The organism is Acinetobacter sp. YH12097, from assembly GCF_013419225.1.
Lineage (GTDB): Bacteria > Pseudomonadota > Gammaproteobacteria > Pseudomonadales > Moraxellaceae > Acinetobacter > Acinetobacter amyesii.
Genome location: NZ_VPAN01000025.1, coordinates 1 through 12,821 on the forward strand (window position 1 = coordinate 1; position 12,821 = coordinate 12,821).

General features: G+C 41.4%; 15 protein-coding genes and 1 pseudogene. 11 read left to right on the top strand and 5 right to left on the bottom strand.

Going from position 1 to position 12,821, the window contains the following annotated elements:
- From FTU37_RS11065 to FTU37_RS11090, 6 genes and pseudogenes are all read left to right on the top strand, one after another.
- The coding region (locus FTU37_RS11065) for a copper resistance protein B (protein ID WP_218954664.1) at positions 1-877 on the top strand (877 nt) is incomplete at its 5' end.
- A gap of 301 nt (positions 878-1,178) precedes the next feature.
- A pseudogene (locus tag FTU37_RS11070) lies at positions 1,179-1,497 on the top strand (multidrug efflux SMR transporter).
- A 55-nt stretch (positions 1,498-1,552) separates the two neighbouring features.
- Entirely contained in the window at positions 1,553-1,870 is a 318-nt protein-coding gene (sugE, locus tag FTU37_RS11075) for a quaternary ammonium compound efflux SMR transporter SugE (protein WP_180124351.1), read from the top strand.
- Positions 1,871-1,907: 37 nt separating this feature from the next.
- Positions 1,908-2,390: a methylated-DNA--[protein]-cysteine S-methyltransferase gene (locus FTU37_RS11080; RefSeq protein ID WP_180124352.1), complete on the top strand. Its 483-nt coding sequence runs from the start codon at positions 1,908-1,910 to the stop codon at positions 2,388-2,390.
- Between the two features lie 39 nt (positions 2,391-2,429).
- Complete coding sequence (locus FTU37_RS11085; protein WP_180124353.1) at positions 2,430-3,083, top strand: nuclease-related domain-containing protein; 654 nt, start codon at positions 2,430-2,432, stop codon at positions 3,081-3,083.
- Between the two features lie 62 nt (positions 3,084-3,145).
- A complete protein-coding gene (locus tag FTU37_RS11090) occupies positions 3,146-3,514 on the top strand; it encodes an SseB family protein (protein ID WP_180124354.1) in 369 nt (122 codons plus the stop codon).
- A 56-nt stretch (positions 3,515-3,570) separates the two neighbouring features.
- Here FTU37_RS11090 and FTU37_RS11095 read toward each other — a convergent pair whose 3' ends face one another.
- A complete protein-coding gene (locus FTU37_RS11095; RefSeq protein ID WP_180005012.1) occupies positions 3,571-4,503 on the bottom strand; it encodes a tRNA-dihydrouridine synthase in 933 nt (310 codons plus the stop codon).
- A 449-nt stretch (positions 4,504-4,952) separates the two neighbouring features.
- Between FTU37_RS11095 and FTU37_RS11100 the strand changes: the two genes are divergently transcribed.
- Complete coding sequence (locus tag FTU37_RS11100; RefSeq protein WP_067761877.1) at positions 4,953-5,162, top strand: cold-shock protein; 210 nt, start codon at positions 4,953-4,955, stop codon at positions 5,160-5,162.
- A gap of 186 nt (positions 5,163-5,348) precedes the next feature.
- Here FTU37_RS11100 and FTU37_RS11105 read toward each other — a convergent pair whose 3' ends face one another.
- Positions 5,349-6,158 carry an inner membrane protein YpjD gene (locus FTU37_RS11105; RefSeq protein ID WP_180124355.1) on the bottom strand — a complete coding sequence of 270 codons (810 nt, stop codon included), beginning with the start codon at positions 6,156-6,158 and terminating at the stop codon, positions 5,349-5,351.
- Positions 6,159-6,296: 138 nt separating this feature from the next.
- On the opposite strand from FTU37_RS11105, the gene ffh reads away from it, so the two are divergent.
- Complete coding sequence (gene ffh, locus FTU37_RS11110) at positions 6,297-7,700, top strand: signal recognition particle protein (RefSeq protein WP_078191163.1); 1,404 nt, start codon at positions 6,297-6,299, stop codon at positions 7,698-7,700.
- Between the two features lie 283 nt (positions 7,701-7,983).
- Positions 7,984-8,577 carry an alpha/beta hydrolase gene (locus FTU37_RS11115; RefSeq protein ID WP_180055575.1) on the top strand — a complete coding sequence of 198 codons (594 nt, stop codon included), beginning with the start codon at positions 7,984-7,986 and terminating at the stop codon, positions 8,575-8,577.
- A 147-nt stretch (positions 8,578-8,724) separates the two neighbouring features.
- On the opposite strand, the gene FTU37_RS11120 is transcribed toward FTU37_RS11115, so the two are convergent.
- The 3 genes from FTU37_RS11120 to FTU37_RS11130 form a co-directional block, all read right to left on the bottom strand.
- Entirely contained in the window at positions 8,725-9,402 is a 678-nt protein-coding gene (locus tag FTU37_RS11120; protein ID WP_180124356.1) for a hypothetical protein, read from the bottom strand.
- Between the two features lie 223 nt (positions 9,403-9,625).
- A complete protein-coding gene (locus tag FTU37_RS11125; protein ID WP_180124357.1) occupies positions 9,626-10,354 on the bottom strand; it encodes a type III pantothenate kinase in 729 nt (242 codons plus the stop codon).
- Positions 10,355-10,376: 22 nt separating this feature from the next.
- Entirely contained in the window at positions 10,377-11,132 is a 756-nt protein-coding gene (locus FTU37_RS11130; RefSeq protein WP_180023111.1) for a biotin--[acetyl-CoA-carboxylase] ligase, read from the bottom strand.
- A 29-nt stretch (positions 11,133-11,161) separates the two neighbouring features.
- Here FTU37_RS11130 and FTU37_RS11135 point away from each other — a divergent pair, with 29 nt between their 5' ends.
- Entirely contained in the window at positions 11,162-11,974 is an 813-nt protein-coding gene (locus FTU37_RS11135) for a sulfite exporter TauE/SafE family protein (RefSeq protein WP_180008514.1), read from the top strand.
- A gap of 147 nt (positions 11,975-12,121) precedes the next feature.
- Complete coding sequence (locus FTU37_RS11140; RefSeq protein WP_078191157.1) at positions 12,122-12,817, top strand: GntR family transcriptional regulator; 696 nt, start codon at positions 12,122-12,124, stop codon at positions 12,815-12,817.
- The last annotated feature ends 4 nt before the right edge of the window (positions 12,818-12,821 follow it).

Genomic DNA, 12,821 nt, shown 5'->3' on the forward strand with positions numbered 1-12,821 from the left:
TGCAGAACATGCAGAACATGCAGAACATGCAGAACATGCAGAACATGCAGAACATGCAGAACATGCAGAACATGCAGAACATGCAGAACATGCAGAACATGCAGAACATGCAGAACATGCAGAACATGCAGAACATGTAGAACATGTAGAACATGTAGAACATGCAAATACATCATCTATTGCGTCACGTGCTGCTTCTGCGCAGCATCCCATTGATCATAAGCGTGAACATGGTGGTCAGATTTATCAAGCGACCGAGATCGACAGTCGATGGCTCAATAATGCCGATGGTCGTGGAAGTTTAAAGACCGAAATTGAGAGTCGAATCGGGACCGATGAAAATAAGCTCTTCATCAAACTACATGCCGATAAAGCTGAATCTCAAGACGCAGATTATGCGGCTCAAGTGATGTATAGCCGTATGATCTCTGACTTTTGGGATGCACAAATTGGTGCGCGTTATCGGGTCGATGAACATCAGGTGACGGACAAGGAACAGTTAGATGCTGCGGTGGGTCTGCATGGTCTGGCACCGTATTTCTTTGAAACTGATGCTTATCTATATCTTGATACAGATAATCAGGTCAGTTTTTCTTTAGAAACCGAACGTGATCTGCTGCTGACGCAAAAACTGATTTTAAAACCGTATCTGAACCTAGATGTGGTGCTGAGTGATGATTCCGCCTATGCACAAAAAACAGGACTCAGTGCTGTATGGCTAGGGCTAGAAACACGCTATGAAATCAATAAAAAGTTGATGCCATTTATCGATGTTGCTTACAGCTATGAAAAAGGAAATCAGCATACGGCATGGCAAGCTGAAACTGGAAGTGAAAAACAATGGTGGTATGGCGCAGGACTTCGTCTGAAGTTCTAACAGTCAAATAGACCAAATAAAGAGGGCATCATCAACAGGTTTTGGTGATGCCTTTTTTTATGTCTGAATCTATCCTTTGAACAGACATGCCATGTTTTGGCGCAATTCATCTGTGCAAGTTTTTTCATTAACTGAATAACGCCCTGAATTTGGTCAAAAAATGTAAAGACTGCACTAAAATTCAGCATGTTTGCTATACTAAGACAATACTCGGAGGAACGACCTCCCTTACATCTTTGTTCAAAGCCAGTAAGAAAAATCGTCAGGACGACCTGACTCTACTAATATGGAGGAAGGCATCATGGCCTGGGTTGTTCTAGTGTTCGCTGGTATTTTTGAAATCGTTTGGGCCTATTCGATGAAGCTCTCAGAAGGGTTTACAAAACTTGGCCCAAGTTTAGTCACTTTATTTTTTTATGATCCTGAGCTTTGGTTTGTTGGCCTATGCCATGAAAACGTTGCCTCTAGGAACGGCTTATACTATTTGGACAGGAATCGGCGCGATTGGTTCATTTCTTGTGGGTATTTTTATACTCGGTGAGCCTGCAACTGCCATGCGGATGTTAGCCGCAGTACTGATCATTTCTGGTCTAATCTTGATGAAATTATCTTCAAGTTAATATGTTCTAAAGCACAGAGGTAAAAGCCTTTTGTGCTTTTTTTATGGGTAAAAATATGGCTTGGGTTTTATTAATTTTAGCGGGATTACTTGAGGTGGTTTGGGCCTATTGTATGAAAGTCTCTGAAGGCTTTAGCAAACTGACGCCAAGTATTTTGACCATTGTTTTCATGATCGCAAGTTTTGCTTTATTGTCTTATGCAATGAAATCCTTACCGCTGGGTACAGCCTATACAGTGTGGACAGGCATTGGTGCAGTGGGTTCATTTATCCTCGGCATCGTTGTATTGGGTGAGCCTGCCAATGCCATGCGCATGCTAGCTGCGGCACTGATTATTTCAGGACTGGTCTTGATGAAATTATCGTCCTCCTGAATAATGAAGTACTGCGATTTTGAGCTTGGAGTATGTCATGCAACTTTCTTATCAGTTTTTAGATTCGCCCGTTGGACAATTAAAACTTGTTGCACATGAAACCGCATTGGTGGCTGTTCTTTGGGAAAATGAAAACCCTAATCGTGTGCGATTGGCGGCTTTGGTTGAAGATCGGCAACACCCGATTTTGCTCAAAACTGCACAGCAATTAAATGAATATTTTGCAGGTAAAAGACAGCAATTTGACTTGCCGCTAGACTTTGAAGGTACCGAATTTCAGCAACAAGTTTGGCAAGCTTTACTGACAATTCCTTTTGGAGAAACTCGCAGTTATAAACAAATTGCAGAGCAGATAGGCAATGTCAAAGCCGTACGTGCTGTCGGTGCAGCCAATGGTAAAAATCCAATTTCAATTATTGCACCCTGTCATCGTGTCGTGGGCGTAAATGGAAAATTAGTGGGTTTTGCGGGTGGTTTAGAAAATAAAGAAATATTGTTAAAAATTGAGAAATTACAATAAAATATAAAATATACTTATTTAAAATAATGAATCAAATCAATGAATATTTCTCAAATCTTTGCACCCCTCATTTCGACGTTGTGGTGGCTAATTCCATTGTTACTGATTGTGGGGGCAATCAAAGCATTTAAACCTTTTTTAAAGGGGAAAATGGGGGAGTTTGCTGTCGCCGTTCATGTTAAACTTTATTTGAAAGACCATTATATCTTGTTAAATGATTTGACCTTACCAGATGGCGAGGGAGCTACGACTCAAATTGATCATCTTCTTTTAAGCCCATTTGGTGTGTTTGTGATTGAAACTAAAAACTATAAGGGTTGGATTTTTGGGAGCGAAAGACAAAAACAATGGACGCAAAAGATTTATAAAAAAAGTTTCAAATTTCAAAATCCGATTCACCAAAATTATAAACATATGAAAGTGTTAGAGCAGGTGCTGAGCGATATTGTGGATAAAGACAATATGCATTCTGTGATTGTTTTTATGCCTGAAGCGGTGTTTAAAACAGAGATGCCGCCGAATGTATTTCGGGGTACAGCTTGGGTGGACTATGTTCAAACTTTTCAGCAACCGGTGATCTCTGAAATGAAACTTAAACGAATACAGTTGCGTTTAGAAAAAGAAATTTTAGAAAAATCGTGGAAAACAAATCGACAGCACATTGAGGATTTAAATCAACGGCATAATTCATAAACTTCCTGTATGCTGTGGATTGTGAACAGTATCTGAATGATAAAAATAGACGGACAATAACAATGAACGACACGCTTCAACATCTTTATGAATCGACTTTAGATCATCCTGAGCAATACCAAGACTTTTATCAGCAACTTTTAGCCAGCCAAGTATATTGTTTGGGCGAGCGTGATGCTGAGCAGCATTTACATTTTCAATTGATGGAAACGGAGCAGGGCGAGCAAGCCATTCCGTTCTTTCTGAGTCTTGAGATGCTTCAACAGGATGTTGGTGCAGATGCAGAGTTTGTCATGATCAGTGCTGAAAAATTATTTGCGATTACCAAAGGCGCAAGCTTGGTGATGAACCCGACTTCGGAACACCCAAAAGAGTTTTTGGCAGATGAGATCGATGCAATTTTAGAGTTTGCAAAACAACAAAGCCTTTGAACACTGTAGGTGTGTTCGAAGGCTTTGCGGCTACGCTGAGATATGTGTTTTAAAACTTACATACCGGCTTTGAGTTTTTCCACGATTTCATCGAGTGGTTTGACACGTTTAACTTCATCCCAAAGGACTTTGGCTTCTGGATAGTGCTTCGACATCATGCCGAGCCATTGTTTATAACGACCGACCATATTCATTTCTTTCTTATACGAGCCATTTAAGAAACGAATTTGTAAGCCAAGTAGTTCATGCCACGTTATCAGCGGTTCATCGGTATTACGACGGATACACTGTGTAATGTCAGGGGTGGTGACTGCAGCACGACCAATCATCAGGTCTTCACAACCTGATTCGAGTTGGCACTGTTTGGCATCGGCATTATTCCAAATTTCACCGTTGGCAATAACGTTAATTTTCAATGCTTCACGAATGGGTTGCAACTGATCCCAAAAGGCAGGCGGGGTATAACCATCGGCTTTGGTCCGCGCATGGACTGTAACCCATGCAGCTCCGGCATCTTCGATGGCATGCGCATTTTCCATAGTGAAGTTACGGTCCATATAACCCAAACGCATTTTTGCTGATACAGGAATATGACTCGGAACAGCATCACGCACAGCTTTGACTAACTCATACACCACTTCAGGCTCATCTAGCAGAACTGAACCGCCACGGTGGCGGTTGACGGTTTTTGCAGGGCAACCAAAGTTCATATCAATTGCAGGGGCACCAAGTTCTACCGCGCGTACAGCATTTGCCGCCAGCATAGTGGGATTGTTACCTAAGAACTGCACATGAACCGGTGTTCCTGCTGCAGTTTTGCCCTCATTGTTTAGTTCAGGACAATAGCTATGATAAATATGGTCGGGCAGGACAGAGTCCGTGACACGAATAAACTCGGTTACACACCAGTCAAAACTCCCCACATGCGTCAACACATCTCGCATAATTGGGTCGGTTAAGCCTTCCATCGGCGCAAGAACAAGTTTCACGGTCACACAGCCAAAAATTGAAAAACGGAGTTATACGTGGTTTTGAAAGGGATGTCTAGGTTTTGTGCTTCTGGTGACGCGGAATACGAAATGACAAGATTTTATGTAATTATTTGGTGAAATTAGGACCAAAGTCGTAAAGTCTTGACTGACATAAAACTTAAACAATAAAATGAGTAAATACAGATGGATAGTAATAATAAGAAGATGGCTTTTACTGTTGTTTTTTAATGGAATCAACAACATATACTGTGCTTGAATCTTTTAAGATTTCATGTATGATGGCTGCAACTAGAAAAAAAGTATTGTTTCGTAAATTTTCTTTAAGTATCGCAGTGTTAGTCATAATCCTTCGTTTTTTACAGAAATGAAGTTCAATTCTTTATTATTTTCCAAGTTATAGTCAGTCATCATCCAATGGCTAAATCAACAAATTAATAGGTATTATTATGTCTAATACAGTTACTGGTACAGTTAAATGGTTCAACGAAACTAAAGGTTTCGGTTTTATTGCACAAGACAACGGTCCTGACGTTTTTGCTCACTTCAGCGAAATCACTGGTTCTGGCTTCAAAACTTTGCAAGAAGGCCAAAAGGTTTCTTTCAGCATCGCTCAAGGTCAAAAAGGCCCGAATGCTGTAAACATCGTTGCTCTATAATTTAGACGTAATGAAAAAAAAGCGCTGTATAGCGCTTTTTTTTATGCCTGTTATTTCTGTGTGAATAATCAAGCTATAAAAAAAGAGAGCCTTAGCTCCCTTCGTAATAAAACTTACTTCGTAATAAAACTTACTTCGTAATAAAACTTACTTCGTAATAAAACTTAAAATCGTTTCATCGTCGACTTAGCGGCCTAAAACCATTTCTAAAATAAACTTAGATCCAATAAAGCCAACTGCCAATAGACAGAAACCAATAATGGTAAAGCGAATGGCTTTTTGACCACGCCAGCCAAATCGATAGTGTCCAATGAGCAAGGCACCATAGACGAACCATGAAATGATGCTAAAGGCAGTTTTATGCGCCAAATGCTGTGCAAAGAAGTTATCGATGGTGAAGAAACCAAACCCAAGCGCCACGGTCAGTAGTGCAAAACCAGCAATTAATAAATCAAATAGTAAAGATTCCATGGCTTGGAAGGATGGAAGCAGGCTCACCCAGACACGTTTTTTCTGCTTGTTTTTCAGTTCACGGTCTTGTAAACGCAAAATGACCGCTTGAATAGTTGCCATCAGTAGGACGGCATACGCGGAAAGCGACAAAATAATATGGATGTCTAAACCCAGTGAATGTTGCTCTATGAATTGATTTTGTCGACTAAATGCAAAGCCTAAAATCAATCCCGTCGCTGCCACAGGGATGCCCAACAGGTTCATCGCAAGCACAGGTCGATAGGTACTAAATAACATACTGAGTAATAGCATGAGACCTGAAGTAAATGACATCAGGTTGAACACGTCATAGTTCACACCCATAGGCGTCAACATGTCGTTATATAAAACACCTGCATGCAATAACATGCCTAAACCAAGTACAACACCAATAAACCAATGGTTCGGCGCACGTTTAGACATTAAATGGCTGAATAAATACCAAAAAGACGTGGTATAAGCGATTAATGCTAGGATCGTGTAAACCAAGGGGAGACTGATCATGTCAAACCTTTTTCAGGATGTTGAATATTCATTTATATAAATTCTGCAAGAACTAAAGTATCCTATAGCATTCTATGCATAAATTTTCTATTTTAAGAAACAATTTTTTGCTCATGGCTATTTTAAGCGGATTTTGCAATGTTTGATACCTTAACAGAACGACTCACGCAGAGTTTAAGAAATGTTACTGGCTCAGGGCAGCTAACCGAAGACAATATTAAAGATACGTTACGCGAAGTACGTATGGCACTTCTTGAAGCCGATGTTGCGTTACCTGTAACTCGTGAATTCATCGCGAAAGTTAAGGAAGAAGCATTGGGCCAAGAAGTGATGACTCAGTTATCACCGGGGCAGGCTTTCGTCAAAATCGTTCATGACGAATTGACCAAAATGATGGGTGAGGCGAATGAAAGCCTAGACCTAGCGGCAAAGCCACCAGTTGTTGTGCTTCTTGCAGGTTTGCAAGGTGCGGGTAAAACAACTACTGCGGCAAAACTTGCACGTTTCTTACAAGAACGTCAAAAGAAAAAAGTAGCAATGGTATCTGCCGACGTTTATCGCCCAGCAGCGATTAAACAGCTACAAACAGTTGCGGGTGAAGTTGGCGCGATTTTCTTTGAATCAAGCGCAGACGAAAAACCAATTACCATCGCAAATCGTGCGATTGAGCAAGCAAAAATTCAATTTGCTGATGTCTTGATTGTCGATACAGCAGGTCGTTTACATGTAGACGACGAAATGATGGATGAAATTAAAGAGCTTCATGCAGCGATTAAGCCGACTGAAACATTGTTCGTGGTTGATGCCATGACTGGTCAGGATGCGGCGAATACGGCAAAAGCCTTTAATGATGCCTTACCTTTGACGGGTGTGATCCTGACAAAAACGGATGGTGATGCACGTGGTGGTGCAGCACTTTCTGTTCGTGCCATTACTGGTAAGCCAATCAAATTCTTGGGTATGGGTGAAAAACTCGATGCCCTAGAGCCATTCCATCCTGAACGTATTGCACAGCGTATTTTGGGTATGGGTGACGTACTTTCTTTGGTCGAAGAAGTTGAACGTAAAATCGACAAAGAAAAAGCCGAAAAAATGGCGAAAAAACTGCAAAAAGGCGGTAGCTTCAACTTTGAAGATATGCTGATGCAGTTTGAACAAATGAACAAAATGGGCGGCATGATGGGCTTCCTGGATAAACTTCCAGGCATGAGCAACTCAGGGATTCAAGATGCAATTGCACAAGCAAATCCTGAAAAGCAAGTGAAGAAAATGGAAGCAATTATTCAATCGATGACCATTAAAGAACGTCGTAACCCAGACTTGATGAATCCAAGCCGTAAAAAACGTATTGCAGCAGGCTGTGGTATGGATGTTGCGGAAGTAAATAAACTCATCAAGCAACATGCGCAAATGGCGAAAATGATGAAGAAATTTGCCAACCCAACGGGTATGGCAAAAATGATGAAATCATTAGGCAATATGCAAAAACAATTTGGCGGCGGTGGCATGGGTCCATTGTTCGGCAGTAAAGATCCGAAGTAATTTGGACTTAAAAAAAGGCGCATTTAGCGCCTTTTTTTATGGCTGCAATTTGACGAGACTGTGCGCTTAAGCAAAGTGATCGAGTGCATTTGATAGCAAGTACTGGATGAAGGAATCTTGCTATACCAGCAGATAGATACCGAACTGAGCTAAATCATTACAAAAAGATGCCAAATTGACATTGAGAGCGTGTAGGTGACAGGTTTAAAACAGAGGTGAAAATTTGCCGAACTGCAAATTGAAAGCTTCACTAAAAATAATCACCTAAAATAAGAATCAAATCATGAATACACCGCATACGCCAGAAAGCCAAAAGATCTATATTGTTCATGGTCATGATGCATCACCGAATGATCATTGGTTTCCTTGGTTGGGACGAAAGCTGCAAGAAGCAGGACATTATTCTCGACGCATCGTGATGGCAAATGCGGCACAACCTGATTTTGACCATTGGCAGAAATTTCTAGCGTTGCAAATGCCAGATTTGGATGAAAATACCATCGTGATTGCACATGGTTTGGGGTGCTTAACCACGCTGCATTATCTCAATCAATATTTTGAACAGCATAGCACACGGATTAAAGCGGGCGTTTTTGTGTCAGGTTTTAAAAGTAGTTTACCGACACAGCCTGAATTAACTGCATTTATTCAACGTGCAAAAATGGATAGCGGTGTTTTACAGACCTATATGCCGATTTGTATCAGTCTGATTTCATCCAATGATCCAATCGTGCCGCCACCGGTTGCGATCCAATTGGGCAATTTTATAAATGCACAAATTTATGAAGTGAAAGAAGCAGGGCATTTCACAGCAAAAGATGGCTTTTCTGAGATTCCACAACTGTGGCACGTGTTAGAGCCGATTTTAACGGCTTAGGTAGGTTTTGAGCGCGTGTTTTATAGATCGCGTGTTTTGTCGATAAGGTATTTAGTGAAGACTGAGATTACAATCATGCAATTGGTGCAATTGAAGAGAAAAAAGGCGCAATCTGCGCCTTTTTTGTTTGTTCGAACTGTTGAAAGATCAGTCGAGTTCTAAAGCAACACGTTCACGAATGTCGTCAATATCATCATTGGCTTCGCGACCATCTTCCTGCCATGCTTTATAGCCACCAACATATTCACCGTCGGTATCGACCACATATTCAGCCGCAATTTTTCCTGAGGCATACCATAAGCGATAGGCGTCATTACCATTTTCATCGACTTTATACGCTGCGCCACGTTGTCCTGTTGGATAAAATTCTTCGCCTTGGATGCTCACGCCATCTTGATTCACAAAGGTTGATTCTACTTTGCCGTTTTTGCGATAAAGTGTTACTGGGCCTTCGATGTCACTGCCACTAAAACTAAATAGTTTCATCGGATCTTTGACCCAAGCAGGTGAGGATTGAGGGGTTTTGGTTTCTTGGTAAAAATCTTGAACTAAAAAATCTCCTGTGGTATTACGACCTAAAAGTACACGGTAATAGCCGTCTTTGACTGGGGTCATGTAATAACTTGAATCAATATACGATACGCAGCCGCAGTAATCGGGATTATCTTCATCTCCAAAATAGCCCAAAACTGCTTCAGAGGTGCTGAGCTGTGATTTGATTTCGGCAGGGATTTTAGAGTTGGCTAGATTTTGTGTCGTGGTACAACCGCCGAAGAATAATGTAGAGGTGAGCAGGCTTAAACCCAGTAAATTTTTAAATTTCATATCTATACTCTTCGTCTTATATTCTATCTTGAAAGACATTTTTAAATTATAAAGTTGCTGATGTATCTGTCGATCATCGCAGGCTATTGTAATTCGTTGGGCGAAAAAAGGTCATGAATCGCGATACAATTTGTAATTATGCTTGTATGAAATGATTGTAAAAAAAGCGTGATGACCATTGATCATCATGCTTTCACAGTTTGTTATCAAATAAATGGCTAAACTACACGCCATTTACATAACTTTGTAGACCTTGAAGCAGCAAATCCGCTTCGACAGCCGGCTGATATTGTTCTAAATAGCGTGCAAATAGCGCAGCATCGCCACCGGTTAAAATTAAGCGACTTGGATATTTATCGAGAACCTTTTCAATGGTGCTGACCAAGCTGAGCAAGATGCCATGATGAACAGCGTCTATGGTATTTTTACCAGGAGACAGCTCGTTAAAGGTGGCATCTGGAATTTTAATGCCTTTGGTGTTTTGGATGAGCGAATCACGTTGCAAATACAAATTTGGCAAAATATAACCGCCTAAATGTTGTAAGCCATCCGTTAAGTCAATGGTGAGTGCCGTTCCACAACTAATGACACAGTATTTTTGAGTAGGGTCTTTGACCACTGCGAGCATTTGCAGCCAACGGTCGATCCCGAATTTACTGGTGTCTTCATAAGCACAGCGTAAGCCCGCATATTCGGCATGAACTTTGGCAATGGTGACAGGAACCGATAAAAATTTAAGAATTTTTTGAATCCGATCATTATTTTTCTTGTCGAGTACTGAAGAAATCCCGACCTGATCTAAGTCCAAGCTTTTAAAGTGCTGGATCAAACCGAGTAGGAGTTCGGCAGGCGACTGTAAATGCAGTTCCGCAGTATGCTCTATAATTTGATCATGTTCGGTAATCCAGTATTTCAGCCGGGTATTACCGACATCGAGCCATAATTTTTTCATCAGTAGGCCTTTGCAATCCTGTTTATGATTGATCTGCTAAACGTAAGCGACCTTGGAAATGATTTTCTAAGCGCTGTGACGTTTGGATGTTGATCGAACCATCATTTTCAATACCGAGAAAGAGACCTTGGCTTTTGCCTTGTAGGTGTTCAAGCTCAACAGGCTGTTGCATAAATGCAGCATAATGGTTGAATCTTGCAGCGAGGTTATAGCAGTTATGATCGAACCATTCACCTGCAAGTTGAATCGCTGCATAGAGTTCAGCGATTAACTGTAAACGGTTTGGCGAGTGAAGTCCGAGTTCATATAACGACGTTGCGCGTTGCTCAATTCCTGTGGATGGAATCGGAAATAAGTTCATGCCCACGCCGACAATCGCTTGATGTGGCGAAATTGGTTCAATCAAAATCCCGCCCCATTTGCCTTGTGGGCTATATAGGTCATTGGGCCATTTCACTTGTAATGCGAGATTTTGCAAACTTGGCATTTGCAAGATATTTAAGGCAATTTCGAGTGCAAGCCGTCCATCTATCGCTGTCTGTAAATTCAGCAATGTGCTTAAATAGATATTACCAACGGGTGAGACCCATTGATGATCGCGTTGCCCACGCCCCTGAGTTTGCTCTTCACTGCATACCAAAACATGTTGAATGCCTTTTTTGGCAATCTCACGGACATCGTCATTGGTCGATGTAGTAATGGGCTTCAGTAATAAAACTTCAGGCGGTTGAGGTACTGTGCTCAGCAATTGCTGTAAGTGTCTGGTCTCTAAATCCATTTGAATCTGAGAGTTGTGGAATAATATTGATGGAGTTAATCATATATTTATTGATTGGTGCAATCGCTGGTTTTGCTGCGGGGCTATTTGGTGTGGGCGGTGGTCTGATTATTGTGCCGATTTTATTCATCGTTTTTACCCAACTTCAGTATGATCCCAGTGTGATTATGCACATGGCGGTGGGCACCTCTTTGGCCACGATTATTGTGACCTCACTCAGTTCGGTTTCGGCACATCATAAAAAAGGTGCAGTGCTGTGGAATGTCTTTCGGAATTTGGCACCAGGTTTGGTGATCGGTTCATTTCTCGGTGCAGGCATTGCAGATTATTTATCAGGGCAGGGTTTGCAACTGTTAATTGGCTTTTTTGCGGTCTGGGTGGCCTTTAAAATGTTTCGCGGTGCAGCGACACCAGTCGATCCGAATAAACATTTACCCTCACAAGCCATGCAAATGGCAGCAGGAGGTGGTATTGGGATTGCCTCTGCGATCTTCGGTATTGGTGGAGGTAGCTTAACCGTCCCGTATTTGAATAAAAATGGCGTCATTATGCAAAAAGCGGTTGCAACCTCTGCTGCATGTGGTTTACCGATTGCGATTGCTGGGGCCCTCGGCTTTATGTGGTTTGGTCATCAAGCCGATATCGTGGTTCCCAATACCATTGGTTATATCCATATTTATGCATTTATCGGGATTAGTGTAATGAGCTTCATCACTGCGAAATTGGGTGCGAAAGTGGCTCATATGTTGTCGCCATTTATGCTAAAGCGTTGTTTTGCATGTTTATTAACAACAGTTGGTTGCTATTTTATTTACCAAGGTGTGCAAGCCTTTGGCGCTTGATTGTCCGTTTTGACTGACAAAATTGGCTTTGTTGACACAAGATTGTCAGACAATGTCATGTTCAATTAGGTTGCTTATCGTTTCTAATGCAAATAGATTGAGTGTAAATCTGAACATTGCATCTTATAAAAAAAAGATAGGAACAGTATGCAACAACAAGAAGCGGACAGTTTGTCAGAACAAATTGCCAAACACATCGGTGAACAAATCATTCGCGGTGAGTTGGTCGAAGGCGAGCGTATTCAGGAACTTAGAATTGCGGCCGAATTGGATGTGAGCCGTGGCTCTGTTCGTGAAGCTTTATTGATTTTAGAACGGACCCAGCTCATTGAAATCTACCCACGCCGTGGCGCCTTAGTCTCTGAAATGTCGGCTTTACAAGTGCGTTCATTATTTGATATTGCAGCATTATTGTTGGGTCAAATTGTGCATCGTATGGCGGAAACGTGGCGCAGCCATGAAGCTGAACGTATTCAGTTATTACTTGAACAATTAGACGTGGAAACTCGCCAAGGCAATACTGAAAAGTTTTATGATCTGATTTTTCAGGGCATGGCTCGTCAGCATGAAATGGTGGGAAATACCTACCTGATGCGTTATTACCAAGAATTGTTGCCATCACTCAGACGTAGTTATTTCCTGACACTGAATATTTCACGACGTGAACTACAAGAATCTTTTGATTTGTTTAAATTAGTGACTGATGCAGTTTTAATCAGAAAATCACATCAAGCCACTTTATTTATGGAAGATTTTTGTCGACACTTACGCAACCTTGTGTTGGAATCACTAACACGGATGAAACAAATCGAATTAGCGTGGGCGAGACGTTCACGCCGCTGATCAG

Bases quoted from the DNA above. Each gene is read 5' to 3' on its own strand.
- sugE (WP_180124351.1), top strand. From the start codon at position 1,553: ATGGCTTGGGTTTTATTAATTTTAGCGGGATTACTTGAGGTGGTTTGG.
- FTU37_RS11080 (WP_180124352.1), top strand. From the start codon at position 1,908: ATGCAACTTTCTTATCAGTTTTTAGATTCGCCCGTTGGACAATTAAAA.
- FTU37_RS11085 (WP_180124353.1), top strand. From the start codon at position 2,430: ATGAATATTTCTCAAATCTTTGCACCCCTCATTTCGACGTTGTGGTGG.
- FTU37_RS11090 (WP_180124354.1), top strand. From the start codon at position 3,146: ATGAACGACACGCTTCAACATCTTTATGAATCGACTTTAGATCATCCT.
- FTU37_RS11100 (WP_067761877.1), top strand. From the start codon at position 4,953: ATGTCTAATACAGTTACTGGTACAGTTAAATGGTTCAACGAAACTAAA.
- FTU37_RS11105 (WP_180124355.1), bottom strand. From the start codon at position 6,158: ATGATCAGTCTCCCCTTGGTTTACACGATCCTAGCATTAATCGCTTAT.
- ffh (WP_078191163.1), top strand. From the start codon at position 6,297: ATGTTTGATACCTTAACAGAACGACTCACGCAGAGTTTAAGAAATGTT.
- FTU37_RS11115 (WP_180055575.1), top strand. From the start codon at position 7,984: ATGAATACACCGCATACGCCAGAAAGCCAAAAGATCTATATTGTTCAT.
- FTU37_RS11120 (WP_180124356.1), bottom strand. From the start codon at position 9,402: ATGAAATTTAAAAATTTACTGGGTTTAAGCCTGCTCACCTCTACATTA.
- FTU37_RS11125 (WP_180124357.1), bottom strand. From the start codon at position 10,354: ATGAAAAAATTATGGCTCGATGTCGGTAATACCCGGCTGAAATACTGG.
- FTU37_RS11130 (WP_180023111.1), bottom strand. From the start codon at position 11,132: ATGGATTTAGAGACCAGACACTTACAGCAATTGCTGAGCACAGTACCT.
- FTU37_RS11135 (WP_180008514.1), top strand. From the start codon at position 11,162: ATGGAGTTAATCATATATTTATTGATTGGTGCAATCGCTGGTTTTGCT.
- FTU37_RS11140 (WP_078191157.1), top strand. From the start codon at position 12,122: ATGCAACAACAAGAAGCGGACAGTTTGTCAGAACAAATTGCCAAACAC.